At 67.1% G+C, this 23,316-nt stretch carries 24 protein-coding genes and 1 tRNA gene; 7 read left to right on the top strand and 18 right to left on the bottom strand.

Features of this window, described 5'->3' with window-relative positions; translation table 11 throughout:
- The first annotated feature begins 67 nt into the window (after positions 1-67).
- Entirely contained in the window at positions 68-1,699 is a 1,632-nt protein-coding gene (locus ABD116_RS34955; protein WP_343980584.1) for a substrate-binding domain-containing protein, read from the top strand.
- A 47-nt stretch (positions 1,700-1,746) separates the two neighbouring features.
- Positions 1,747-1,827: transfer RNA gene (locus ABD116_RS34950), tRNA-Leu, on the top strand.
- A 16-nt stretch (positions 1,828-1,843) separates the two neighbouring features.
- Here ABD116_RS34950 and ABD116_RS34945 read toward each other — a convergent pair.
- Positions 1,844-2,245 (bottom strand): hypothetical protein, encoded by a 402-nt coding sequence (locus tag ABD116_RS34945; protein WP_343980581.1) that lies wholly within the window; start codon positions 2,243-2,245, stop codon positions 1,844-1,846.
- A gap of 196 nt (positions 2,246-2,441) precedes the next feature.
- On the opposite strand from ABD116_RS34945, the gene ABD116_RS34940 reads away from it, so the two are divergent.
- Positions 2,442-4,190 carry a DUF6119 family protein gene (locus tag ABD116_RS34940; protein ID WP_343980578.1) on the top strand — a complete coding sequence of 583 codons (1,749 nt, stop codon included), beginning with the start codon at positions 2,442-2,444 and terminating at the stop codon, positions 4,188-4,190.
- Between the two features lie 6 nt (positions 4,191-4,196).
- Here the strand turns inward: ABD116_RS34940 and ABD116_RS34935 are convergent, their stop codons facing one another.
- From ABD116_RS34935 to ABD116_RS34920, 4 genes are read right to left on the bottom strand one after another with little or no spacing between them, the layout of a single operon-like run.
- Positions 4,197-4,781: a hypothetical protein gene (locus ABD116_RS34935; RefSeq protein ID WP_343980576.1), complete on the bottom strand. Its 585-nt coding sequence runs from the start codon at positions 4,779-4,781 to the stop codon at positions 4,197-4,199.
- 1 nt (position 4,782) lies between these two features.
- The gene (gene rdgB, locus ABD116_RS34930; protein ID WP_343980573.1) at positions 4,783-5,388 is read right to left on the bottom strand and encodes an RdgB/HAM1 family non-canonical purine NTP pyrophosphatase; all 606 of its coding nucleotides are present in this window, start codon (positions 5,386-5,388) and stop codon (positions 4,783-4,785) included.
- Entirely contained in the window at positions 5,385-6,101 is a 717-nt protein-coding gene (rph, locus tag ABD116_RS34925) for a ribonuclease PH (protein WP_343980570.1), read from the bottom strand. The genes rdgB and rph overlap by 4 nt, the downstream gene beginning before the upstream one ends.
- 10 nt (positions 6,102-6,111) lie before the next feature.
- The gene (locus ABD116_RS34920) at positions 6,112-7,098 is read right to left on the bottom strand and encodes an SGNH/GDSL hydrolase family protein (RefSeq protein ID WP_343980567.1); all 987 of its coding nucleotides are present in this window, start codon (positions 7,096-7,098) and stop codon (positions 6,112-6,114) included.
- Between the two features lie 145 nt (positions 7,099-7,243).
- Between ABD116_RS34920 and ABD116_RS34915 the strand changes: the two genes are divergently transcribed.
- Complete coding sequence (locus tag ABD116_RS34915; protein WP_343980564.1) at positions 7,244-8,422, top strand: Gfo/Idh/MocA family protein; 1,179 nt, start codon at positions 7,244-7,246, stop codon at positions 8,420-8,422.
- On the opposite strand, the gene ABD116_RS34910 is transcribed toward ABD116_RS34915, so the two are convergent.
- The 3 genes from ABD116_RS34910 to murI form a co-directional block, all read right to left on the bottom strand.
- Positions 8,419-9,252 (bottom strand): alpha/beta fold hydrolase, encoded by an 834-nt coding sequence (locus ABD116_RS34910; protein WP_343980561.1) that lies wholly within the window; start codon positions 9,250-9,252, stop codon positions 8,419-8,421. The two genes, ABD116_RS34915 and ABD116_RS34910, sit on opposite strands and share 4 nt — an antisense overlap.
- The gene (locus ABD116_RS34905; RefSeq protein WP_343980558.1) at positions 9,252-9,998 is read right to left on the bottom strand and encodes an MBL fold metallo-hydrolase; all 747 of its coding nucleotides are present in this window, start codon (positions 9,996-9,998) and stop codon (positions 9,252-9,254) included. The genes ABD116_RS34910 and ABD116_RS34905 overlap by 1 nt, the downstream gene beginning before the upstream one ends.
- Positions 9,999-10,079: 81 nt before the next feature.
- Positions 10,080-10,883, bottom strand: coding sequence for a glutamate racemase (murI, locus tag ABD116_RS34900; protein ID WP_343980555.1), 804 nt, complete (start codon positions 10,881-10,883; stop codon positions 10,080-10,082).
- Between the two features lie 180 nt (positions 10,884-11,063).
- Here murI and ABD116_RS34895 point away from each other — a divergent pair, with 180 nt between their 5' ends.
- Positions 11,064-11,438, top strand: coding sequence for a hypothetical protein (locus ABD116_RS34895; RefSeq protein WP_343980552.1), 375 nt, complete (start codon positions 11,064-11,066; stop codon positions 11,436-11,438).
- 43 nt (positions 11,439-11,481) lie between these two features.
- On the opposite strand, the gene ABD116_RS34890 is transcribed toward ABD116_RS34895, so the two are convergent.
- From ABD116_RS34890 to clpS, 7 genes are all read right to left on the bottom strand, one after another.
- Positions 11,482-12,429 (bottom strand): PLP-dependent cysteine synthase family protein, encoded by a 948-nt coding sequence (locus ABD116_RS34890; RefSeq protein WP_425552209.1) that lies wholly within the window; start codon positions 12,427-12,429, stop codon positions 11,482-11,484.
- A 2-nt stretch (positions 12,430-12,431) separates the two neighbouring features.
- Entirely contained in the window at positions 12,432-12,710 is a 279-nt protein-coding gene (locus ABD116_RS34885) for a MoaD/ThiS family protein (protein WP_343980549.1), read from the bottom strand.
- 1 nt (position 12,711) lies between these two features.
- The gene (locus ABD116_RS34880) at positions 12,712-13,164 is read right to left on the bottom strand and encodes a M67 family metallopeptidase (protein WP_343980546.1); all 453 of its coding nucleotides are present in this window, start codon (positions 13,162-13,164) and stop codon (positions 12,712-12,714) included.
- A gap of 213 nt (positions 13,165-13,377) precedes the next feature.
- Positions 13,378-14,355, bottom strand: a complete 978-nt coding sequence (locus ABD116_RS34875) for an aldo/keto reductase (RefSeq protein ID WP_343980543.1) — start codon at positions 14,353-14,355, stop codon at positions 13,378-13,380.
- Positions 14,356-14,421: 66 nt separating this feature from the next.
- The gene (gene ileS / locus ABD116_RS34870) at positions 14,422-17,562 is read right to left on the bottom strand and encodes an isoleucine--tRNA ligase (RefSeq protein ID WP_343980540.1); all 3,141 of its coding nucleotides are present in this window, start codon (positions 17,560-17,562) and stop codon (positions 14,422-14,424) included.
- Between the two features lie 64 nt (positions 17,563-17,626).
- Complete coding sequence (locus tag ABD116_RS34865) at positions 17,627-18,178, bottom strand: DUF2017 domain-containing protein (RefSeq protein WP_343980537.1); 552 nt, start codon at positions 18,176-18,178, stop codon at positions 17,627-17,629.
- Positions 18,175-18,462 (bottom strand): ATP-dependent Clp protease adapter ClpS, encoded by a 288-nt coding sequence (gene clpS / locus ABD116_RS34860; RefSeq protein WP_343980534.1) that lies wholly within the window; start codon positions 18,460-18,462, stop codon positions 18,175-18,177. The genes ABD116_RS34865 and clpS overlap by 4 nt, the downstream gene beginning before the upstream one ends.
- Before the next feature lie 94 nt (positions 18,463-18,556).
- Between clpS and ABD116_RS34855 the strand changes: the two genes are divergently transcribed.
- Together ABD116_RS34855 and ABD116_RS34850 are read left to right on the top strand one after the other, a co-directional pair.
- Positions 18,557-19,846 carry a nicotinate phosphoribosyltransferase gene (locus ABD116_RS34855; protein ID WP_425552215.1) on the top strand — a complete coding sequence of 430 codons (1,290 nt, stop codon included), beginning with the start codon at positions 18,557-18,559 and terminating at the stop codon, positions 19,844-19,846.
- Complete coding sequence (locus ABD116_RS34850; RefSeq protein WP_343980528.1) at positions 19,843-20,319, top strand: MarR family winged helix-turn-helix transcriptional regulator; 477 nt, start codon at positions 19,843-19,845, stop codon at positions 20,317-20,319. Before ABD116_RS34855 ends, ABD116_RS34850 begins: the two co-directional genes overlap by 4 nt.
- Before the next feature lie 98 nt (positions 20,320-20,417).
- Here the strand turns inward: ABD116_RS34850 and ABD116_RS34845 are convergent, their stop codons facing one another.
- Genes ABD116_RS34845 through ABD116_RS34835 form a run of 3 tightly spaced genes read right to left on the bottom strand, consistent with a single transcriptional unit; the run spans position 20,418 to position 23,307 of the window.
- Positions 20,418-21,227 (bottom strand): ABC transporter permease, encoded by an 810-nt coding sequence (locus tag ABD116_RS34845; RefSeq protein ID WP_343980525.1) that lies wholly within the window; start codon positions 21,225-21,227, stop codon positions 20,418-20,420.
- On the bottom strand, positions 21,224-22,126 hold the full coding sequence (locus ABD116_RS34840; protein WP_343980522.1) for an ABC transporter permease: 903 nt from the start codon (positions 22,124-22,126) through the stop codon (positions 21,224-21,226). The genes ABD116_RS34845 and ABD116_RS34840 overlap by 4 nt, the downstream gene beginning before the upstream one ends.
- Positions 22,105-23,307 (bottom strand): ABC transporter substrate-binding protein, encoded by a 1,203-nt coding sequence (locus tag ABD116_RS34835; RefSeq protein ID WP_343980520.1) that lies wholly within the window; start codon positions 23,305-23,307, stop codon positions 22,105-22,107. The genes ABD116_RS34840 and ABD116_RS34835 overlap by 22 nt, the downstream gene beginning before the upstream one ends.
- Positions 23,308-23,316 lie beyond the last annotated feature (9 nt).

Below are 23,316 nucleotides of genomic sequence, written 5' to 3'. Positions count from 1 at the left end.
TAATCTGCGCGCGCAGTCTGCCTCTGGGAGGGAGGGACCTGCCGCGATGGGAAAACACTCCTCTGCGGTGACGAAAAGTAACAACAACAACCGGCGTCCGCTGTATCTGACGGCCGCCGGGCTACTGGTGCTGTCGTTGGGCGCCGTGTTTGTGGTCCGCTCCTTCGGGTCGGAATCCGGTGCCGACGGGTTCCTGGGTGGTAAGTCGTGCAACGACAAGACCCAGATCCGGCTCAGCACCACGCCCGAGATCCAGCCCTTGCTGGAGCGGGCGGCCAAGGCCGTGGCGGACCGCAAGGACGACAGCACCACCGCGTGCCTGCAGTTCAACATCACCGGGGCCCCGTCGTCCAAGGTGGCCAGGGACATCGCGAACAACGCGGAGGGCCGGCCCGATCTGTGGGTGCCGGACTCCTCGCTGTGGGTGTCCCAGGCCGACGACGGCCAGTCGGTGCCGACCATCGCCGTCCCGTCGGTCGCGACCTCACCGCTGGTACTGGTCGGTCGTTCGGACAACTTCGCCGACGTCTCGTCCTGGCTCGGCACGTTCTCCAAGACAACGCCGGCCCTGCTCGACCCGTTGAGCCAGTCGCCCGGCGCGCTGGCCCTGCTCGCCATCCAGGCGGAGCGGGCCAGAACGACGGCCTCCGAGACCCAGGTGGGCGAGGTCATCGTGCCGCTGGCCCAGAAGCTCGGGTCGATGGCCAAGCCGTACACCGACGTGAACGGGTTGCTCGGCCGGGCCGGCCAGCCCGACAGCACTCTCGTCGTACCGGCCTCGGAGCAGAGCTTCGTCAAGTACCAGGACGAACACCCCGACTCGGAGTTGAAGGCGGTCGTGCCGCGGACCGGCACGCTGCTGCTCGACTACCCGATCGTGGTCACCTCGTCGTCGGACAACGAGGCGTACTCCGACGCGGCCAAGGCACTCGGCGAGGAGCTGATCAACAACGCGGTCGCGCAGGCGCGTGACGACCTCGGTTTCCGCGACGCGCTGGTCAGCGACCTGGGTGGCGGCCGCGGTGTCGGTGCGGTCAGCCGGCTGCCCGTGCCGTCCACGGCGGCCATCAACAAGGTGCTGGGCGAATGGACCCGGCTGTCGCTGTCGGCGCACTCGCTCGCGGTGATCGACGTGTCCGGTTCGATGGCCGAGAAGGTCGGCAACAAGACCCGGATGCAGCTCACGATCGAGGCCGCGGTCAGCGGCCTGAAGCTGTTCCCGGACAACGCCGCGCTCGGCCTGTGGACGTTCTCCACGAAGATCGGCAAATCCAACGCCGACTTCCGCGAGCTCGTCCCGATCGCCAAGCTGACCGAGGCCCAGCGGCAGCGGATCACCACCGCGCTGGCGCCGCAACAGGCGATCAAGGGCGGCGGAACTGGCTTGTACGACACCGCGATCGCCGCCGTCCAGGCGGTCCGCAGCGGCTACGACTCCAGCGCCGTGAACGCCGTCCTGCTGTTCACCGACGGCAAGAACGACGACCCTGGCAGCCTCTCGCTGGCCCAGACCGTCGCGACCCTGAAGGCGCTGAAGGACCCGGCCCGCCCGGTCCGCATCATCGCCTTGGGCATGGGTCCCGACGTCGACATCAACGAACTCCAGGCACTGGCCATCGCCACCGGCGGCCAGGCGTTCGTCGCGAAGAACCCCCAGGACCTGCGGACCGTCTTCATCAACGCCCTGCAGAGCCGCTGACGATCGGCGTCCCCCTAAGATGTCACCAGGGGGACGCCGATCCTCCAGCCAGAGTGGTGGAATGGCAGACACGCCGGCTTTAGGTGCCGGTGCCCCCGGGCGTGCGGGTTCAAGTCCCGCCTCTGGCACAACCCGGCTTGATGGTCAGCTCACGATGCCGTGGGCGGTGTTCCATTTCTTGGCGCCTTGGTAGGCGTCGATCATTCCCCAGACCCAGACGGCGGGGAGCAGGACGAAGCCGATGATGACGAAGCAGAGGACCGCCGCGACGCAGTAGGCGGCGAAGATGGCGATGCCCAGGCCTACGTTGCCGTTGATCAGGGTGCCCAGACCGGGAATGAAGAAGGACGCCAGGAGCGCCAGTCCTGGGTTCTTGGGTGCCACTTGTTGCGGGTAGCCGACGCCGTACGGCTGCGGATAGCCGGGCTGCTGCGGCGCCGGAAGATTCCCGTACTGCGGTTGCTGCTGCCCGTACTGCGGTTGTTGCCCGTACTGCGGTTGTGCGGGCTGGTCCGGGTGTTGCCACTCCGGATACTGCTGAGACATGGTTCTCCCCTCATCCCCGAGCCCCCCTCGGGATGCTGGTCACCGTAACGCTCTGTGTCGGATTTGCCTAGCGCTCAGGCCTGGATCGTTCGAAATGTGACCGTCCGTCAGTTTCGCAATGAACCGTCACGGGAAGGTCTGCAGTGCGCCACAGATCTGTTCGGCCGACCGGCCGGCGGCGCAGGGGGAGGCATCAGTGGACAAGAAGGCGAACGTTGGCCTGTGGAAGATCCAGCTCACCCAAGGAGGTACGGCCCAGACAACGCTCGATGACCTCTTGGAGTCCTATCGCAGGCTGCGGAAGGCAGACCCCAGCAGCCATCCTCGCCTCGTCCAAGTGGCACTGGCCCAGGCGGTCAGTGGTGTCTCGTTGGAACTCTACATACGCTCTCGCCCATCCCCAGGGTTCGCCCCTTTCGTCTCCGACTACCTCATCTTTGAAAACGACCAGAAGAAGTTCGCGTACAACGTCATCGACACGTGCCTCTTCATCGTCACCAAGCCCTCGCTCTTTGCGGTGACCTCCAGCTTTGGTTACCGCATCTTCGACGGGTACGTGGATTTCGCCTTCCCCTTCGAAGTGGCCAAGCGTTTGGTGGCGAACAACTTCATCGCCGCAGATGTCCGGGAATTCTCCGGACCGAGGGCCAGTCGAACCGAGACCTATCGGCGAGCCCAGTCGATTTCCGGCAGCGAGTCCTTCGGGAAGGTGTGGAAGCGACTGGTCGGGCGGTTGGACACCGGCCTGCTACCGACTGGTGGCTATCTGGCCAGCATCATCGACATCCACAAGCCACCAGCCCTGGAGATGAAATCCTCCTTCACAATCCGCAAGAAGCTCGACCTTCTCGAGGTCGTCAAGCTCGCGCAGGAGCTCGACGATCTGCCGGAGCCCTCCCCCGATCAGACTCGCCAACTCGCGTTCCTGGACAACCTTTATGTCGTCCGGGATCAACAGCTGATCCTGGATCTGCGCTACCACCTACTCGACAATGTGCGTCAAGCGATCGTTCACGGATCGGAGATAGACCTCGATCTCGGCGACCCCGATGAGCTCGCCGCCTATCAGACCGGCACGGACTTCCAGCTGTCCCGCTGGACGGTACCGGGCGATCCGCCGGACAAGGACGATCTCTTCGGAGTGATCCGTCAGCAGCTGAGCGGCCTTCTCAAGAAGCCCACAGCCTTCGTCGAGAAGCTGGAGACATTGCGGTTCTCGTATCGGAGGCAGTCGGACGACGCCCAGCCGGTACGCAAGGAAGTACACAAGTTCATGCATGCGCAGGTCGACCTCAACGGTCAGACCTACTTCCTGCTCGACGGCAGCTGGTACCGAGCACAGGGCGCATGTCTCGAGAACCTCAAGCGAGATTTCCTGGCGGAAGTGTTCACCGGCAGACAACCCATCCTCTCGCAGGAGGATCTCGGCCTGATGCCATGGTCGGGAACCGACGAAGACGGTTACAACAGAGCCCAAGGCGCCAGTGGACAGTTCTACTACGGCGACAAGGTGTTCGCCTTGAGCGATCGCGGAAAAGTAGAACTCTTCGACCTGCTGCGGGTGGACAAGGCGGCCGGAACCTTGCACGTCATCCATGTCAAGGATGGCTTCGACGGCAAGATGCGTGACGCCTGCTCGCAGATATCACTGGCCCGGGAGGTCATCTCCGCGGATCTGACCAACGGGAAGGTGCTCTTGGAGGCCTTCTACCCGCGCTGGCAGCTCGCCAATGCGGGTCGAGGAATCAGCAAGGAGGACTTTCTGGGCTGGTTCGACCTGAACATCATCTATGCCGTCCTGGCGTCGACCAAGACTGACTTCACCGAACAATCCTTCGATCAACAGCTCAGGTCGCACATAGCCCGCCGCGAGATCATCGCAACCCGAAACGAGTTCAAATCCAGCGGAGCCACCTTCAGGCTCCTCCATACCAAGCGTTCTTGAGGCTGATCAGAGCGATTTGAGGTACGCCGCACCCCGAGGCGAGAGTTCGTAGCCGGTTTCCAGGCTGTGAGTGAGGCCTAGGTTTTTCAGTTTGCGGACGTCGAGTTTGAAGGAGGGGGTGTCTCGGCCGAGGTCCGCGGCCAGGTCGGCGGCGCGGACGGTGGGCTTTTCCTGGATCTTTTGCAGGGTGGTCGTGGTCCAGGCGCCGTGGCGGCTCAGGGAGTCGAGCTGGGCCAGGCGGGTGCGGATGTCGTCCAGGTCTTCGGAGGTCAGGTCCGCGGTGGCGGCCAGTTCTTCGCGGGGGTCCGGGCCTTCGACCAGGTGGAACTTGATGAGGAAGGTGGGCCAGTCCTCGTTGCCGCGGAGGCGGCGGCGGACGTCTCGGGCGTTTTGGCGGTCGGCGGCGAAGATGTCGTCGTCGTAGTCGGAGATCAGGTCGGGGTTGACCTGGCGGACGGAGTCGATCTCGATCCGGCCGGCGTTGGTGCGGTAGATGCGGCCCTCGACCACGCGGGGCTCGGCCCAGCGGCGGTAGGCGGCGGTGATCTTGCCGGCTTCTACGCCGTCCCGGTCTGATCCTGCGAACAACATGTCAGGCCTCCAGTGCTTTCGCCACGATCGGGGCGAGCTCGCGCAGCGCCTTGCCACGATGGCTGATCGCGTCCTTCTCCTCGATCGACAGCTCGGCCGTGGTCCGGTCGTAGCCCTCGGCGGCGAACAGCACGTCGTAGCCGAAGCCGCCGGTGCCGCGCAGCTCGCGGATGACCGAGCCGGGCATCTCGCCGCGGACGACCACGTCCTCGGCACCTTCCCGCACGAACGCGACGGCCGCCACGAAGGAGGCACCTCGCCGCTCGTCCGGTACGTCTTCCAGCTGGCCGAGCAGCAGGATGTTGTTGGCGTGGTTGTCCTTGGCCGGGCCCGACCAGCGCGCGGACAGTACGCCGGGCATGCCGTTCAGCGCGTCGACGCAGATGCCGCTGTCGTCCGCGATCGACGGCAACCCGGTCGCGGCCAGCGCGGCGCGGGCCTTCAGCAGCGCGTTGCCCTCGAAGGTCGGCTCGGTCTCGGCCGGCTCCTCGTACGCCGGTACGTCGCCGAGCCCGAGCACCTCGATGCCGGGGACGATCGGCGCGAGGATGCGCTGGAGCTCGGCGAGCTTCTTCTTGTTGTTCGAGGCGAGGAGCACCTTGGTCACGCCAGCGCCTCCAACTGCAGCTTGGTGAGCTCGGCGCAGCCCGTCGTACCGAGGTCGAGCAGGCTGTTCAGCTCGTCGCGGTCGAAGGGCGCGCCCTCGGCCGTGCCCTGCACCTCGATGAACTTGCCGTCGCCGGTGAGCACCAGGTTCATGTCGGTCTCGGCCCGGACGTCTTCTTCGTAGCAGAGGTCGAGCATCGGGGCGCCGTCGATGATGCCGACCGAGACGGCGGAGACCGAGCCGGTCAGCGGCTCGCCCTTGAGCGCCTTGCGGTCGCGCAGGAAGGAGACGGCGTCGGCCAGGGCGACGTAGGCGCCGGTGATGGCGGCCGTACGGGTACCTCCGTCGGCCTGCAGGACGTCGCAGTCGAGCAGGATGGTGTTCTCGCCGAGGGCCTTGTAGTCGATCACGGCGCGCAGCGAGCGGCCGATCAGCCGGGAGATCTCGTGGGTGCGGCCGCCGATCCGGCCCTTCACGGACTCACGGTCGGAGCGCGTGTTCGTCGAGCGCGGGAGCATCGCGTACTCCGCGCTCACCCAGCCGAGGCCGGACCCCTTGCGCCAGCGCGGCACGCCTTCGGTCACGCTGGCCGCGCAGAGCACGCGGGTCCGGCCGAACTCCACCAGCACCGACCCCTCGGCATGGTCGAGCCACTTCCGCGTCAGGGTCACCGGCCGGAGCTGATCAGGAGTACGTCCATCGATACGAGCCATGGACGAAACCCTATGCCCGAACCTGCTGCACCTCCGCATCGAGAGAAGAAGCAGCCGTCGCCGCGCTGCGCGCGGCGACGGCGGAGTGAGAGAAGGCAGCCGCCGAGGTGGGTTCCGGGAAGGCGGGGGTGGTGCTGGGAGGGAACACGGGGGTGGTGCCGGGCGGGAAGGCGGGAGGCATGGGGGTGCGAGGGGGCGACGCTGGGGGTGGGCGTAGTTGGGTGAGGGCCATGCGGGCGGCCCAGGGGGTGAGGTCGCCGGCTCGGCGGCCTAGCCAGGGGACGCCTTCGCGGAGCATCCAGAGGGCGTCCGCCCACTTGGACGGGGTATCACCGAGGCAGTCCAGGGCCGGGGGCTCCGCGATCGGCAGGCCCTGGCGGTGGAGTTCGTCGGCGAAGGCTCGGGCCAGCCGGCGATGGCCGCGTTCACCCGGGTGGAGACGGTCGACGCTCCAGAAGTCGCGCCGGTACACCTCGGGGTAGTCGGCCATGTCGATCCGGATCCCACCGAAGCGCAGGTACAACTCGTCGTACACGGAGTTGACCTGCTCGATCCGGTTCCACAGTGGCCGGCGCAACCACGCCGGCAGGCCGAACACCTGGCCGTGGTCGTGGAAACGCACGGTCAGCAGCGTCGCGCCGCGCCCGGTCAGCTGCTCCGCGCAGTACTGCAGGCACTCGCGGATCTGGCCGACGTCGAAGGTCGACCGCATGGTGTCGTTCACGCCGACGATCAGGGAGGCGAGGTCGATCGGGCCCGAGCCCGTCGACGGGAGTTGGTCGGTCGCGACCTTCGGCGCGGTGGCGCCGCTGGTCGCGAAGTTGGAGAACGTCACACGGTGGGAGCTGCCCAGGGAGTCGGCGAGCAGCGAGGCCCAGCCCCGCCACCCCTCCCCAGGGCGAGCACCGGCACCGGCCAGGTCGGTCGTGCTGCCGTTCATCGGGTCCCCGACACCAACGGTGGTCGAGTCGCCGAGTGCCACATAGTGGAGGGTCACATTCCGTCATGGTGACGGGGCTGTCCGATGTCTGCGCAGACCTGAGATGACCGCTTGGTTGACACCTCGGAATCTCACGGGTGTTGAAGATCGGAACTGTTCAGACATAGGGTTTAGCAATCATCTATGTGCAGGAGTCGCTCGCATGAGTACAGAAGACCTCCGGTTCGGCGTGGTGGGGCTCGGCGCCCGGAGCCGCCTGGCCAAGCATGCCCATTCCCCGGGTGAGGGTTCCCGGATCGTCGCCGTCTGCGATCCCGTCGAGGCGCAGCAGCAGGCCGCGCTCGCGGAGTACCCGGACGCCCAGGCGTACGCCGACCACACCGACCTGCTCGACCTCAAGCTGGACGGCGTGTTCCTGACCACGCCCGACGACCTGCACGAGGACCCGGCGATCGACTTCCTCCGGGCCGGCGTCGCCGTCTTCGTCGAGAAGCCGCTGGCCATCACCACCTCTGGCTGCGACCGGGTGCTGCAAGCGGCGTACGAGACCGGCACCCGGCTGTACCTCGGGCACAACATGCGCCACATGCCCGTCGTCCTGACGATGCGCGAGCTGATCCAGCAGGGCGCGATCGGTGAGGTCAAGGCGATCTGGTGCCGGCACTTCGTCGGCCACGGCGGCGACTTCTACTTCAAGGACTGGCACGCGGACCGCAGGCGCAGTACCAGCCTGCTGCTGCAGAAGGGTGCCCACGACATCGACGTGATGCACTGGCTGGCCGGCGGGTACACCGTCCGGGCCAACGCGCTCGGCGGCCTCACCTTGTACGGCGGGATCGCGGACCGCCAGGACCGTTCCGGGCAACGGTTCTCGGAGTTCGTCTCCGAGGACAACTGGCCGCCGCTGTCGCAGACCGGGATGGCGCCGGTGATGGACGTCGAGGACCTCTCGATGGCGAATCTCCAACTGGACAACGGCGTACTGATGTCCTACGAGCAGTGCCACTACACCCCGGACTACTGGCGCAACTACACCGTGATCGGCACGGCCGGCCGGCTGGAGAACTTCGGCGACGGCCCCGGCGACGTCGTCAAGGTGTGGAACAGCAGGCGTTCCGGCTATCGCGCCGACGCCGACATCGTGGTCGAGATCCCCGATGCGGAAGGCGGTCACGCGGGCGCCGATCCGCGCCTGGTGGCGGAGTTCGTCCGCTTCGTCCGCGAGGGCGGCGCGACGCTGACCTCCCCCGTCGCCGCCCGCGCGGCGGTCGCAGCCGGCTATGCGGCCACCACTTCCCTGCGTACGAACGGCACCCCGATCGACGTCCCGCCGCTGGACCAGGCCCTGATCGAGTACTTCGACCGCGGCCAGACCCGCTAGCTGTTCAGAAACTCCTGCAGTACTTGACGAAGCTCAGCCGGCCGCTCGCGCCACAGCGAGTGGCCGGCCCCTTCGATCAAGCGGAACTCATGGTTCGGGATGTGCTTCGCAAGCTCCTGTACTGCGCTCGCCGGCCGCGGGTCACCCGTGCCGTGAACCAGCCAGACCGGCATCGTCAGGCCGGCCACGCGAGCGGCCAGCTCATCGTCAGGCCAGGAGTTCACTTCGCCGGCGAGTGCCCGATTGGCCGCCCAGTTGATCGGATACGGCACCGCCGCATCTTCCAGCGCCCACTGCCAGGCGCGCTCGCGATCGGCGTGATCGGTGAACCAGGACAACGCCCGGAACTCCGTCTCCTCCGCCGGTGTCCGGCCCGGCCGGAAGGACTCCAGGCGCTCCAGTTGCTCAGCCGTCATCCGCTGGTCGCGCACTTCGAAGTACGGCGTGTGCCAGTCGCCGATGCCGACACCGCTGAAGTGGCCGACCTTGGCCACGTGCTGCGGGTAGGCCGCCGCGTACGTCAGCGCGAGCTTCGCGCCGAACGAGTGGCCGAGGACAACGATCCGCTCGTGTCCCCAGTGCTCACGCAACTCCTCGATGTCGTCCTGAAGCCGTTGCATGGTTTGGTTTTCGGACGGGTCGGAGCCACCGCAGCCACGCTGGTCGAAGCGGTGAACGACGGTCAGGTCGTCGAGCATCGCGGCCACCGGCTCGAGGTAGTCCCACAGGCCGGGGCCGCCATGCAGCAGCACGACGGGCGGTGAGGCGGTCGTCGTGCCGGTGGTCCAGGTGCGCAGACGGGTGCCGTCAGACAGGGTGACGAACTCCATCAGATGTCGAAAATGGCGTTCGGGGTGGCGACCAGGACTTCTCCCGGGTAGGTGCGGCGGGCCCCTATCCCCTGGGTTTCGCGGTCGAACCAGGGCGGGACGTGGGTGATGACGAGGCGTTTGACCCCGGCTTTCTTGGCGTGTTCGCCCGCGTCGGCAGGCGTGAGGTGCAGGTCGGGCGGGTTGTTCGGGTCGTCGTCGCGCAGCGCGGCCTCGCTCAGCAGCAGGTCGGCGCCACGGGCCAGCTCGATCAGCGCCTCGTTCGGGCCGGTGTCGCCGGTGTAGACCAGGGACTTGTTGCCGTGCTCAACGCGGATCGCGTACGCCGGTACCGGGTGCACCATCGCTGTGGTGCGGACCGTGAAGGGGCCGATCTGCTGGATCTCCTGCCAGGTATGGAACTCCAGCTCCTCTTCCATCCCCGGATCGAGAGGCAGGTCGTAGGCAAGCGCCATCCGCTCGGACGCGCCGGGCGGGCCGTAGACGGGGATCCTGGGCAGCGGCGAGGACGGCGAGTACTTCGCCGCGACGTACAGGCCGCACAGATCCATGCAATGGTCGGGATGGAGGTGGGACAAGGCGATCGCGCCGATCTCCGGCACGGACAGGTGGCGTTGCAGCGCGCCGAGCGCGCCGCTGCCGAGATCGAGAATGAGGTTGAATCCGTCGGCGGTGACCAGATAGCTCGAAGCAGGCGAGTCCGGCCCGGGGACGGACCCGGAGCAGCCGAGCACAATGAGCTTCATATCTTGAACATTACCGGCGGGTTGCCGACTTCGCAGAGCGACCAGAGCGTCGCCGAGGGCAACCAAATCGCGCGGGCATCGTCAGCGGACCCAGGCGAACTGGTCCACGCCGGAGATCACCGGGCCGAGGAAGCGCGAGCCGATCGCGGCGAACTCGTCCGGGCTGCCGGTGGTGACGAACCGGTGCCGGGGCGCGGGCAGGTCGTCGGCACGCAGCAGTCCTTGCTTGGTCAGTACGCCGTAGACGTCCTTGGCGCACTCCTCCGCACTGCTGACGAGGGACACGTTGTCACCCATCACGTACGAGATGACGCCGGTCAGCAACGGGTAGTGGGTGCAGCCGAGGATGAGCGTGTCGACGCCGGCCTCGACCAGCGGGTCGAGGTATTCGTGGGCGGCCGCGAGCAGCTCCGGCCCGGAGGTGACCCCGGCCTCGACGAACTCGACGAAGCTCGGGCAGGCCTGCGTCATCAGCTGCACCTGCGGGGCGGCCGCGAAAGCGTCCTCATACGCAAGGGAAGTTGCCGTTGCCTGCGTGCAGATCACGCCCACCCGCTGGCTTCTCGTTGCCGCGACGGCGCGTCTCGCCGCGGGGAGGATCACCTCGACGACCGGTACGTCGTACCGCTCGCGGGCGTCCCTGAGCATCGCGGCGCTGGCCGAGTTGCAGGCGATCACGAGCATCTTCACGCCGGCCTCGACCAGGTGGTCCAGGCATTCCAGCGCGTACTCGCGGACCTCGGCGATCGGCTTCGGGCCGTACGGCTGACGTGCGGTGTCACCCAGGTACAGGATCGGTTCGTGCGGCAACTGATCGAGCACCGACCTGGTCACCGTGAGCCCGCCGAAGCCTGAGTCGAAGATGCCGATCGGTGCGTCTGCCACGTTCCGAACCTTAGCTCGCGCGGGCCGGAATGCCGTTACCGGGCAGAGCTGAAGTAAGCCTTACCTAGCTTCGCAGGACGACACGCCGGAGTTATCCACATCTTTACTCTCAGGAATTGCAAACTGACGTGACCCAGGCCACTCTTAGCGGATGTGTTTCCAACCGCCCCCAGCGATGCCATGAACCTGGTGGTCCAGATCGCGGTGGCTTACACCACCACCGGTGCACCGAATCCGCACCCCAGCAACGCCGCGGTGGCAGGCTCTGCCGCCGGTCCGGCTGTGGAGACGAGCACGTCCAGCACCAGCGCCAGCGCCGACGTGGCGTCGGCGATCGGCCCGACGGGCTTCCTGCTGCTGATCGCGCTCGCCGCCTTCGCCCTGTACCTCGTCTCGCTGTCCCTGCACCCGAACGCGAAATGCAATCGCTGCAAGGGCGCAGGCCGGCACAAGGGGTACTTCTTCAGCTACGCCCAACGTCCCTGCAGCAGCTGCAAGGGTCGCGGCGTCCATCCCCGACTAGGCCGCAAGGTGCTTTTCAAGTCGTCGACGTAGGAACCGGCGCACACCGCCCGCCCGCGGTGAGCCGCTCCGGACACTAGGCCCAGAGCTGGCCTTCGAGCCGGTCCTCGGCCTCGTCGATGGTGCCTTCGTAGGCGCCCGTCGACAGGTACTTCCAGCCGCCGTCGGCGACGACGAAGGCGATGTCGGCCTTCTCGCCTGCCTGGACGCATTTCGCGGCCTGGCCGAGCGCGGCGTGCAGGATGGCGCCGGTGGAGATGCCGGCGAAGATGCCCTCGTTGTCGAGCAGTTCGCGGACCCGGCGGACGGCGTCGCGCGGGCCGACCGAGAACCGGGCGTCGATCAGCGACGCGTCGTACAGCTCGGGGACGAAGCCCTCGTCGAGGTTGCGCAGGCCGTAGACCAGTTCGCCATATCGGGGCTCGGCGGCGACGATCCGTACTTCGGGCTTGTGCTCACGGAAGAACCGCCCGGCGCCCATCAGCGTGCCGGTCGTACCGAGCCCGGCGACGAAATGCGTCACCGACGGAAGGTCGGCCAGGATCTCACGCGCGGTGCCGTCGTAGTGCGCGGCCGCGTTCGACGGGTTGCCGTACTGATAGAGCATCACCCAGTCCGGGTGCTCCTCGGCCACCTGCTTGGCCACGCGGACCGCCTCGTTCGACCCGCCCGCGGCCGGCGAGGAGATGATCTCGACGCCCCACATCCGCAGGATCTGCCGGCGCTCCTCGGAGGTGTTCTCCGGCATCACGCAGACCATCCGGTACCCGCGCAGCTTGGCCGCCATCGCCAGCGAGATGCCGGTGTTGCCCGAGGTCGGCTCGAGGATCGTGTTGCCCGGCCGGAGCCGGCCGTCCTTCTCCGCGTCGAGCAGCATCCGCAGCGCCGCCCGGTCCTTGATCGAGCCGGTCGGGTTGTGGTCCTCCAGCTTGGCCCACAACCGGACGTCACCCGAGGGCGACAGCTTCGGCAGGCCGACCAGCGGCGTACCGCCGACCGAGTCGAGCAGGCTGTCGAAACGCACGATCAGCCGCCGGCGACCGCGGGCAGCACGACGACGACGTCGCCGTCCTTGACACCGGTGGACAGGCCGCCGGTGAAGCGCACGTCCTCGTCGTTCACGTAGACGTTGACGAACCGGCGCAGCTCCTCCGGCTCACCCTCCACGATCCGCTCCTTCAGGCCCGGGTGGGTGCCGTTCACGTTGTCGATGAACTCGGCCAGCGTGCTGCCGTCCCCGTTCACCGCCTTCTCGCCCCCGGTGTAGGTGCGCAGAATGGTCGGGACGCGAAGCTCGATCGCCATCTCAGTTGTCTCCTTGGTTGCTGTAGGCCGCGACGACCTTGACTTCTTCTTCGGTCACCACGCCGTCGATGATCCGGTACGACCGGAACTCCACCGGCCCGTCGTACGAGGCCTCGTCCGCACCGTCGCGGGTGGAGACGAGCACGTAGTGCGCACCCGGCTCCTGGGCCAGGTTGATGTCCGTCCGGGACGGGTAGGCCTCGGTGGCCGTGTGCGAGTGGTAGATCACGACCGGTTCCTCGTCGCGCTCGTCCATCTCCTTGTACAACCGGAACAGATCGCCCGAGTCGAACTCGTAGAACGTCGGCGACATGGCCGCGTTCAGCATCGGGATGAACCGGGCCGGCCGGTCGCTGCCGATCGGTCCGGCGACCACGCCGCACGCCTCGTCCGGGTGGTCGCGACGGGCATGCGCCACGATCTCGTCGTACGTGACCTGGTCGATGGTGAGCACCCCTCCACGATACGGAGCCCACCGACAGCCCCCTGACAACCCGGTTCTCCGTCCACATACTGGATGGTTCGGAGCGTAGTCACCTGCGAATAATGAGCGACCATGACGGAAGCGGGGAGGATCTTCGCCGGACTCGGGTAGGAAATTGGTCCCGATCAGGGCCAATTTCCTACCCAACCTCCGGCCGGCTGAGGCGGAGCAGCAGGGTGGGTGCTACCAGCGGTCGTGGATCTGGGGGCGGATGAGTTCGTCGTAGACGGTTTGGACGACTTTGAGCTCGCCGGTGCTGAGCGGGGTGAGGGTGGCGGCGCCGATGTTGCCGGCCACTTGCTGGGGGTTGCGGGCGCCGGGGATGACGACCGAGACGCCGGGCTGGTCGAGGATCCAGCGGAGGGCGAACTGGGCCATGGTGGCGCCCTCGGGGACGAGCGGGATGAGCCGCTTGACGGCCTCGAGGCCGGTGGCGAAGTCGACTCCGGAGAAGGTCTCGCCGACGTCGAACGCCTCGCCCTTGCGGTTGTAGTTGCGGTGGTCGTCGGCGCCGAAGGTGGTGTTCTCGTCGTACTTCCCCGAGAGCAGCCCGCTGGCGAGCGGCACCCGGGCGATGATCCCGACGCCGGCCCGCTCGGCGGCCGGCAACACCTCGTCGAGCGGCTTGAGCCGGAACGCGTTGAGGATGATCTGCACGGACGCGACATTCGGCCGGGCGATCGCGGTCAGCGCCTCTTCACACGTCTCCACACTCACCCCGTACGCCGAGATCCGCCCCTCCTGGACGAGGGTGTCGAGCGCGTCGAACACCGCGTCGGTCGAGTAGACGGCGGTCGGCGGACAGTGCAGTTGCACCAGGTCGATCGTGTCGACGCCCAGGTTCTCCCGCGACCGGTCGTTCCACGCCCGGAAGGCGTCCAGGTTGTAGTTCTCAGGCTTCTGCTCGACGCGGCGACCCATCTTGCTGGCGACGGTGAGCTCCGGGTGCTCCTTCAGCACCTGCCCCACCAGCCGCTCGCTGCGCCCGTCGCCATACACGTCCGCGGTGTCGATGAAGGTCACTCCACCCTCGACAGCCGCGTTGAGCACGTCGAGCGCGTCGCCCTCCTTCACGTCACCCCAGTCGGCCCCCAACTGCCAGGCCCCCAGCCCAACCACACCAACCTGACGACCAGTACGCCCCAAAGTCCGCTTCTCCATAAACCCACCCTATGCGCCGCCGGGCTGCGCAGGCGGTGGGCGGCGGGATCCGCGCAGGTGATGGGGTCAGGCCTTCGTCAGGACGACCGTGAGTTCGTCGCCTTCGGTGATGGCGAGGGTGTCGGCGAGGGTTTCTGACATCAGCGTGTGGCGGTGCTCTTCGATGGCCTCGCGGGTCGGGGGGTCGGCTGTCAGGGTCAGGGTGATGTGGTCGGTGATGTTCAGGCCGGCGTCTCGGCGGGCCTGCTGGATGGTGCGGATGAGGTCTCGGGCCACGCCTTCGCGGTGGAGTTCCGGGGTGACTTCCAGGTCGAGGAGGACGAAGCCGCCGTCGGTGAGCAGGCCTGCTGCCTGGTGGGTGGACTCGGCGCAGTCGGCCAGGACGGTTTCGAGGGTGTACTCGGCGGGCTCCAGGGTGATGCCTCCGGCAACTACTTCGCCTGACGGGGCGACCGACCAGTCGCCGGACTTCGACGCCTTGATGACGGCTTGGACGTCGCGGCCGAGGCGGGGGCCGGCGGCGCGGGCGTTGACGGTCAGCTTTTGGGAGACGGGGGCGTCGACCTCGTCCAGCTCAGCCAGGACGACCTGCTGGACGTTGACCTCGGCGCGGAGGATCGGCACCAGGTCCTCGAGGGACTTGGCGTCGGGAGTGGCGACGGTGAGGGTGCGGAGGGGTTGGCGGCCCCGGATGCCTTCGGACTTGCGGAGGGCGGAGGCGGCTGAGCAGATCTCGCGGACTCGGTCCATCCGGGTGACGAGGTCGGGGTCGGAGGGGAGGTCGGACGCCAGCGGCCAGTCGGTGAGGTGGACGGAGCGGTCGCCGGTCAGGCCTCGCCAGATTTCTTCGGCGGTTAGCGGGAGGAGAGGGGCTACCACCCGGGTGACTACTTCCAGGGCCGTGTAGAGGGTGTTGAGGGCGTCTTGGAAGGTTGCCCCCTTGTCGTCCCAGAAGCGTTCTCGGGAGCGGCGGATGTACCAGTTGGTGAGGACTTCGAGGTAGCTGACCACCGACTCGCAGGCAGAGGCGATGTCGTAGCGGTCGAGTTGGTCGGTCACGTCGGCTACGAAGACGCGGAGGCGGGCCAGGAGGTACCGGTCGAGTTCGACCTGCGACGACACCGACCAGGTAGCGGTGGCCGAGGCCGCGTTGGCGTACAGACCGAAGAAGTACCAGGCGTTCCAGAGCGGGATCATCACCTGGCGGACGCCGTCGCGGATACCGGCCTCGGTGACGACCAGGTTGCCGCCGCGCAGGATCGGCGAGGACATCAGGAACCAGCGCATCGCGTCCGCGCCGTCGCGATCGAACACCTCCCGCACGTCGGGATAGTTCCGCAGCGACTTGCTCATCTTCTGCCCGTCGCTGCCCAGCACGATCCCGTGCGACAGGCACGACGAGAACGCCGGCCGATCGAAGAGCGCCGTCGCGAGGATGTGCATGGTGTAGAACCAGCCCCGCGTCTGCCCGATGTACTCGACGATGAAGTCGCCCGGGAAGTGGTGCTCGAACCAGTCCATGTTCTCGAACGGGTAGTGCACTTGCGCGAAGCTCATCGATCCCGAGTCGAACCACACATCCAGGACGTCGGCCACCCGCCGCATGGTCGAGCGGCCGGTCGGGTCGTCCGGATTCGGCCGCGTGAGCTCATCGACGTACGGGCGGTGCAGGTCCGGTACGGCGACGCCGAAGTCCCGCTCCAGCTCCTCGACCGACCCGTAGACATCGATCCGCGGATACGACGGATCGTCCGAGCGCCACACCGGGATCGGCGAACCCCAGAACCGGTTCCGGCTGATCGACCAGTCGCGCGCGTTCGACAGCCACTTGCCGAACTGCCCGTGCTTGACGTGCTCCGGCACCCAGGTGATCTGTTCGTTCAGCTCGACCATCCGGTCCCGGATCCGGGTCACCTCGACGAACCAGCTCGAGACCGCCTTGTAGATCAGCGGATTGCGGCACCGCCAGCAATGCGGATAGCTGTGCACATAGCTGTCCTCGCGGACCAGCGCACCGGCCGCCTGCAGATCGCGGATGATCGGCCGGTTCGCATCGAAGACATGCTGACCCACGTACGGCGGCACCACGGTGGTGAAATGCGCCCCGTCGTCGACGGTCAGCAGCGTCGGGATCCCCACCGCATCACAGGCGAGCTGGTCCTCCTCGCCGTACGCCGGCGCCATGTGCACCACGCCGGTGCCGTTCTCCGTCGTCACGTGGTCGGCCGCGATCACCTGGAACGCGTTCCCGGTCCCCCAGCGAGAAACATCGGTGAAGAAGTCGAACAGCGGCGTGTACCGCAGCCCGATCAACTCCGACCCCTTCAACCGCCGCAGCACGTCACCGGACAGGCCGGCGACCCCGCCGTGCTCTTCCGCGTACGCCGGCAAACGCGCCTCAGCCAGGATCGTCGGCCGGCCCGAAGCGTCCTCGACCACCACGTAGTCGATGTCCGGAGCAACCGCCATCGCCAGGTTGCTCGGCAACGTCCACGGCGTCGTCGTCCAGGCCAGCAACCGCTCACCCGTCTCCAGCACCACCGCGACCGTCACCGACGGGTCCTGCCGCGGCTGGTAGACGTCGTCGTCCATCCGCAGCTCATGATTCGACAGCGGCGTCTCGTCGTTCCAGCAATATGGCAGGACGCGGAGCCCCTCGTACACCAGGCCCTTGTCGTACAGCGTCTTGAACGCCCAGATCACCGACTCCATGTAGTCGCGATTGAGCGTCTTGTAATCGTTCCCGAAGTCCACCCAGCGCGCCTGCCGGGTGACATAGGCCTGCCAGTCATCGGTGTACTTCAGCACCGACGCCCGGCACGCCTCGTTGAACTTCTCGATCCCCAGCTCGAGGATCTCGGCCTTCGTCTTCAGCCCGAGCACCCGCTGAGCCTCCAACTCGGCCGGTAGCCCGTGCGTGTCCCACCCGAACCGCCGCTCGACCCGATGCCCGCGCATCGTCTGGTACCGCGGCACGACATCCTTCACGTACCCGGTCAGCAGATGCCCGTAATGCGGCAACCCGTTCGCAAACGGCGGCCCGTCGTAGAAAACGAACTCGTTCTCCCCGTCGATCCCGGCCGCGCGTTGCTCCACCGACGCAAGGAACGTCCCGTCCGTCTCCCAGTACTCGAGCACGTCACGCTCGAGCTGCGGAAACTCCGGGCTCGCGGTCAGTCGGGTCTTGCCGGCCTTGGGATAGCTCATCGCCCGATCGTATGCGGGCCGGCCCGCACCGCGCTCGGCCTTTACCCAACGCTGTGGACAACCCTCAGCGGATGTTGTGGAGCAGCGCCGACTGGAGGTAGCCGAGCCAGTCGTAGAGGTCGTAGGTGAGGCGGCGGGGGTCGTCGTCGGGGAGTTTCTCCCAGACGCCGTAGTCGTCCTCTTCCTTGATGTCGAGGCGGGTGCCGATGGCGAGGCGGAGGTCGTTCAGGGCGCGGAGCCAGGCGAGTTGGGTGTCGCCCTCGAGGGTGATGCCGTCCTCGGGGGAGTTCTCCAGAGCGGTCAGCACCTGCTTGGCGTCGGAGACCTTGCTGTCGCGCAGGCCACGCTCGGTGAACCGGCGGAACTCGGCCGACGCCTGGTCGTCGGACTTGTACGCGTCCGGCAGCAGCCGCTGCAGTACGACGTCCTCCGGCGGCGAGGTCGGCCCGTCGTTGTCGAGCAGCGCGGCCAGCGGGTCGCTCGACTCGGCGGCGCGCGGCGGCATCCCGTCGTACAGGAGCTCGACCAGGTTGCGGAGCAGGTTCGCCAGGATGTCCGCCTCGTGGTCGGCGAAACTGACGATCACGGTCTTCTTGCGCTTGCGGAATCTCGTCACGACTTCTCACAGGTGGCCCACAGGCCGTACTGGTGCATGGCCTCGACGTCGCGTTCCATCGCCTCGCGGTTGCCGTTCGAGACCACCGACTTGCCCTCTTCGTGGACCTGCATCATCAGCTTCTCCGCCTTGGCCTTGGAGTAGCCGAAATGGGTCTGGAAGACAAACGTGACGTAGTCCATCAGGTTGACCGGATCGTTCCAGACGATGGTCACCCACGGTGGACTCAACTCGATCGCCTCGTCGATCTCGGGGCTCGCGAGTTCACTCGGTGCGGTGGTCACTAGGCCATTCTCTCCATCATCGGTTCTCGCCGCGCAATAGGCTGCTCTTGTGAACGCTACGACAGCGCTGCTGACGGACCACTACGAGCTGACCATGCTGCAGGCCAGCCTGGCCGACGGCACGGCGCACCGCCGCTCGGTTTTCGAGCTGTTCGCCCGCCGCCTGCCCGACGGACGCCGGTACGGCGTGGTAGCGGGCGTGAACCGGCTCCTGGACGCGCTGGAGCGGTTCCGCTTCGACGAGCAGACGATCGCCTTCCTGGCCGACCGCGGCATCGTCGACCAGGCTACCCGGGACTGGCTGGCCGGCTACCGGTTCACCGGCGACATCGCCGGGTACGCCGATGGCGAAATCTTCTTCCCGGGCTCACCGGTCCTGGTGGTGGAGTCGAGTTTCGCCGAGGCCGTGCTGCTGGAAACCGTCTTCCTGTCGATCCTGAACCACGACTCGGCGGTCGCCTCGGCCGCCTCCCGGATGACCTGGTGGGCCGGCGGCCGGCCCTGCATCGAGATGGGCTCGCGGCGGACCCACGAGGAGGCGGCGGTCGCCTCCGCGCTCGCGGCGTACATCGCGGGCTTCGCCACCACCTCGAATCTGGAGGCAGCCCGCCGCTTCGGCATCCCGAGCGCCGGGACCGCGGCCCACTCGTTCACCCTGCTGCACGACACCGAGCGGGATGCGTTCGTCTCCCAGGTGGATGCCCTCGGCAAGGGAACGACGCTGCTCATCGACACCTACGACCTGACCCAGGCGGTCAAGACCGCGATCGAGGTGACCGGCACCGAGCTGGGCGCCGTACGGCTGGACTCCGGTGACCTGCCGTCGCTGGCCGGGCAGGTGCGGGAGCAGCTCGACGCGCTCGGCGCCACCAAGACCCGGGTGATCGTCACGAGCGACCTGGACGAGTACCAGATCGCCGCCCTCGCCCCAGCCGCTGTCGACGGGTACGGCGTCGGTACGTCGCTGGTGACCGGCAGCGGCTACCCGACCTGCGGGTTCGTCTACAAGCTGGTCGCCCGCGAGGACGCGGACGGCGCTATGAAGCCGGTGGCGAAGAAGAGCCCCGACAAGATCTCGATCGGCGGCCGCAAGTACGCCCTGCGCCGGAGAAGTGCCGCCGGGGTGGCCGAGGTCGAGCTGATCGGCGTCGGCGAGCCGCCGGTGGACGACGGCGACGACCGCGAGCTTCTCAAGCCGCTGGTCGAGGCGGGCAAGATCGTCGGCCGCACCACGCCGGCCGAGTCGCAGGCGCACCACCTCAAGGTCCGCGACGAGCTCCCCCGCAGCGCCAGCCAGCTCAGCCGCGGCGAGCCCGCCATCCCGACGGAGTACATCGGCGACCTCAAGGCCCGCAACCCGTTCGCTCCCCGGAGCAACATATGAGTACTACGGAAGCCAAGCCCCCACGCTGGGACCCGGAGGCGCCGGCCAGTGGCGGGGACATCCTGATCGCCCTGCGCTTCGCCGACCGCGCCGCCCGGAAGGCGATCGGCGAGGAACTGGCCGGCACTGGCGTCCATACCGGTCAGGAGATCGTGCTGGCCAAGCTGCTCCACCACGGCTCGCTACAGGTGGCTCAACTCGCCAAGGTCCTCGATGTCGAGGTCCCCACCGCCACCCGCACCACCCAGCGCATGGAGGCAGCAGGCCTGGTCCGCCGCCTCAAGAGCGACACAGACGCCCGCAAGGTGAGCATCGAGCTCACCGAGCACGGCACCGAGGTGGCCCACACCGTCGCCCGGCTCCACACCCAGGCAGGCGACCGGGCCCTCCAGGGCATCTCCCCCGAGGACCGCCGCCTCCTCCGCAACCTCCTCTGGACCATCGCCGGCAACATCGAGGACCTCCCGGGCTGAGCCCACCAATGGTGGGCTGGAACACCCAACGGCGACCTTGAACAGGTAATAACGTGTTCAAGGTCGCCGTTGGGTGTTCAAGGTCGCCGCAACTGGCCTCAGCGACCGGCTCCCAGAGACTCGGCGTCGCCGGAGAGCTTTTGGGCGAGCCAGACGGGGATGATGGAGATGATGATCATGGCGGCGGCGATCACGTTGACGATCGGCGCCTGATTCGGCCGGAACAGGTTGTTGAAGATCCAGATCGGCAACGTCTGCTGCTGGGCGCCGGCCGTGAAGGTCGTCACGATGATCTCGTCGAAGGACAGCGCGAAGGCAAGCAACGCCCCCGCCAGCAAAGCGGATCGCAGCAACGGGAAGGTGACCAGCCGGAAGGTCGTGAACGCCGAGGCCCCGAGATCGGCCGAGGCCTGCTCCAGCTGTACGCCGGTACGCCGAAGCCGCGCGATCACGTTGTTGAACACGGTCACGATGCAGAACGTCGCGTGCGCCACCACGATCGTCGCGAAGCCGAGTTGCCAGCCGAAGATCGTTCGGAACGCGTTGTTCAGGGCGATTCCGGTGACGATGCCGGGGAGCGCGATCGGCAGGATCACCAGCAGCGAGACGGCATCGCGGCCGTAGAAGTCGAACCGCTGCAGGGCGAAAGCGATCATCGTGCCGAGCACCAGCGCGATGACGGTCGCGGCCAGACCGACCCGCACACTCACCCAGAGCGCATCCAGCGCACCCTGACTCTCCGCCGCCCGCTTCCACCATTCCAGCGTCAGATCCCGCGGCGGCCACGCAAAGGTCTTGTTCGCGTTGAACGAGTTGACCACCACAAGCATGAGCGGCACGTAGATGACCGCCAGGATCAGTGCGGTCAGGACCCGCAGCAGGAGCCGAGTAGGCCGGGAGAAGGTCATAGCGACTCCATCGCGCCAGTACGCCGTACGGCCGCCAGATACACCAACATGACCACCACCGGCACCGTCGCCACCGCCGCCGCGAAGGGCAGGTTGTTAGCTGCACCCACATTGTCGTAGACCACATTGCCCAGCAACTGATTCGTCCCACCGACGATCCGCACCGCGATGTAGTCCCCCAGCGTCAGCGAGAACGTGAAGATCGACCCCGCCACCACCGCCGGCACGATCACCGGCAACACGATCCGCCGCAGCGTCGTCGCCGTCTTGCCACCGAGATCAGCCGATGCCTCCAGCAACGAGTTCGGCAGCCGCTCCAACCCCGCGAAGATCGGCAGAATCATGTACGGCAGCCACAGATAAGCCAGCGTCACGATCGTCGCCGTCAACCCGTACCCAGGCGACGACAACCCGACGAGCCCGGCCAGCGACGACACCAGCCCGCCTTCGGAGAACATCCCGCGCCACGCATACGCCTTCACCAGATAGCTGGCCCACAACGGCATCAGCACCGCGACGAGCAGCACCCGCCGCAGTCCCGGCCGTGCCACCTTCGACATGTAGAGCGCGATCGGGAACGCCACCACCGCGTCGATCACGGTCACCAGCACGGCGACCGCGATCGTCCGCAGCGCGATCGTCCGGTACACCTCGACCGTGAACAACGTCCGGAAACTGTCCAGCGACCAGTCCCGCTCGACCAGCCCGGTGAAACTGTTCTGCGACCACAACGCGGTCACGAACAACGCGGCGAGCGCGCCGAGGTAGGCGACGCCGAGCCACAACATCGGCGGCCCGAGCAACAACCCCAACCGCACCCGCGGGTGGCGGTACAGCACGTTGCCGCGCCGTACCGCCCCACGGGAAGACGCTGCGGTCAGCCCTTGATCTGAGTCCACGCCTGCGTCCACTTGCCGTAGTCGGTGCACTTGACGTCGGTGCGGCCGTCCAGGCACTGCTCGATCGGCGTGGTCCAGTACCAGATCTTCTCCGAGTACGCCGCGTCGCCGGCATGGAACGTCGCGCAGTGCTTCTTGTCCGCGGTCAGATCGCACGCCTTCCCGTTCGACGGCGACTCACCGAAGTACTCGGCAACCGCCGCGTTCGCCTCCGGGCTGATGATGTGATCCATCCACAGGTACCCGCAGTTCTTGTTCTTCGACGTCGCGCTGAGCATCCACGTGTCCGACCACCCGGTGACACCTTCCGAAGGCACCGCCACCTGAACCGGTACCTTCTCCCCGGTCGCCACGTTCGCGATCACCTGCCAGGTGGTACCGATCACCGAGTTGCCACTCGTGAACGCCTGCACCTCCTTCAGATAGTCCGACCAGTACTCCGAGACCAGCGTCTTCTGCTGCTTGAGCAGATCGACGACCGCCTGCAGCTGCGTGTCGTCCAGCGCGTACGGGTTCTTGATCCCCAGATCCGGCTTCTTCGCCATCAGGTACATCGCGGCGTCGGCGATGTAGATCGGCGAGTCGTACGCCGTCACCTTGCCCTTGTACGGCGAATCGGCCTCGAACACCGCACTCCAGCTGGTCGGCGGCGTCGTCACCTTGTCGGTCCGCCACATCAGCAGGTTCGCGCCGTACCCGTGCGGGATGCCGTACATCTGCCCCTTGACCGAGTTCCACGGCCGGTCCTTCAGGAACGGGTAGACGTCCTTGTAGTTCGGCACCAGATCGGTGTTGACCGGCTCGACCTGACCACCGGCGATCAGCCGCAGCGACGCGTCGCCGGACGCCGACACCACGTCGTACTGGCCGGTCTTCATCAGGCTGACGGCCTCGTCGGAGGTGCCGAACGTCTTGACGGTCACCTGGCAGCCGGTCTTCTTCTCGAACGAGCTGACCCAGTCGACCTTGGGATCGTTCGAGCCGTCCTCCGCGTAGCCGGGCCAGGCGAGCACGCTCAGCTTGCCCTCGCCGGCGCCGAGCTTGTCCAGCTTCGGCAGGTTCGGCGCGGTGAAGCCGGCGTCGCTCTTGGTACCGCCGCCGGAGCTGTCGTCCGACGTACCGCAGGAGGCTGCCACCAACGTGAGGGCGCTGAGCCCCACGAGCAGAGTGAGTTTCTTCATCGAGGCTCC

This window comes from Kribbella koreensis, from assembly GCF_039525325.1.
Taxonomy (GTDB): domain Bacteria; phylum Actinomycetota; class Actinomycetes; order Propionibacteriales; family Kribbellaceae; genus Kribbella; species Kribbella koreensis.
The sequence above is the reverse complement of the archived record's forward strand: the minus strand, read 5'-3'. Positions and strand labels throughout refer to the sequence as shown.

Excerpts from the sequence above, each read along its gene's own strand:
- ABD116_RS34945 (WP_343980581.1), bottom strand. The coding sequence starts at position 2,245 with ATGTCTCAGCAGTATCCGGAGTGGCAACACCCGGACCAGCCCGCACAA.
- ABD116_RS34935 (WP_343980576.1), bottom strand. The coding sequence starts at position 4,781 with ATGTTGTTCGCAGGATCAGACCGGGACGGCGTAGAAGCCGGCAAGATC.
- rph (WP_343980570.1), bottom strand. The coding sequence starts at position 6,101 with ATGGCTCGTATCGATGGACGTACTCCTGATCAGCTCCGGCCGGTGACC.
- ABD116_RS34915 (WP_343980564.1), top strand. The coding sequence starts at position 7,244 with ATGAGTACAGAAGACCTCCGGTTCGGCGTGGTGGGGCTCGGCGCCCGG.
- ABD116_RS34910 (WP_343980561.1), bottom strand. The coding sequence starts at position 9,252 with ATGGAGTTCGTCACCCTGTCTGACGGCACCCGTCTGCGCACCTGGACC.
- ABD116_RS34905 (WP_343980558.1), bottom strand. The coding sequence starts at position 9,998 with ATGAAGCTCATTGTGCTCGGCTGCTCCGGGTCCGTCCCCGGGCCGGAC.
- ABD116_RS34895 (WP_343980552.1), top strand. The coding sequence starts at position 11,064 with ATGAACCTGGTGGTCCAGATCGCGGTGGCTTACACCACCACCGGTGCA.
- ABD116_RS34885 (WP_343980549.1), bottom strand. The coding sequence starts at position 12,710 with ATGGCGATCGAGCTTCGCGTCCCGACCATTCTGCGCACCTACACCGGG.
- ABD116_RS34875 (WP_343980543.1), bottom strand. The coding sequence starts at position 14,355 with ATGGAGAAGCGGACTTTGGGGCGTACTGGTCGTCAGGTTGGTGTGGTT.
- ileS (WP_343980540.1), bottom strand. The coding sequence starts at position 17,562 with ATGAGCTATCCCAAGGCCGGCAAGACCCGACTGACCGCGAGCCCGGAG.
- ABD116_RS34855 (WP_425552215.1), top strand. The coding sequence starts at position 18,557 with ATGCTGCAGGCCAGCCTGGCCGACGGCACGGCGCACCGCCGCTCGGTT.
- ABD116_RS34850 (WP_343980528.1), top strand. The coding sequence starts at position 19,843 with ATGAGTACTACGGAAGCCAAGCCCCCACGCTGGGACCCGGAGGCGCCG.
- ABD116_RS34845 (WP_343980525.1), bottom strand. The coding sequence starts at position 21,227 with ATGACCTTCTCCCGGCCTACTCGGCTCCTGCTGCGGGTCCTGACCGCA.
- ABD116_RS34835 (WP_343980520.1), bottom strand. The coding sequence starts at position 23,307 with ATGAAGAAACTCACTCTGCTCGTGGGGCTCAGCGCCCTCACGTTGGTG.